This is a genomic window from Roseibium sp. RKSG952 (assembly GCF_009711355.1).
The window spans coordinates 1-433 of sequence record NZ_SMMF01000251.1; the positions used below are offsets into that span (position 1 = coordinate 1).

At 52.4% G+C, this 433-nt stretch carries 1 protein-coding gene; it reads left to right on the plus strand.

From position 1 onward, the window contains the following. The coding region (locus E1297_RS00610; RefSeq protein WP_209015535.1) for a hypothetical protein at positions 1–414 on the plus strand (414 nt) is incomplete at its 5' end. Positions 415–433 lie beyond the last annotated feature (19 nt).

The following is a 433-nucleotide window of genomic DNA, read 5'->3' on the forward strand; positions in this document are numbered from 1 at the left end:
TGGCGGGCTTTTTTCATGGAGAAAACGATGACTGACAAAAACGATATCCAGAAAATCATGGAGACGCTCACGGCCCTGTTGGGGCAAGTGGCGAGCCTGACGGAGCAAGTGACGGCGCTTGAAACGTCTCTATCCGGGCTCGAGTCTGATGTGGCCGTTATCCGGATGGATGCACTATGCGCAAGTGAGTATGCAGACTCAATAAGCTGTAGCGTGAGTATGCTGGAGACCAGCGTCTCGGGAGCTGAAGCAATTGCAGCGTCTCATTCGGCTGCAATTAATCAGTTGAACCACTCCATTGCCGGATACGCCGCGACAGCAGTGGTTCCTGAGATCCAAGCAGACCAGATCAAGACGGATAATTTCGTTGACCGGTCAGTCACACGCGAATTGCCCGAGTCTATGAGGGACTGACGCATGACTAATGTGATCT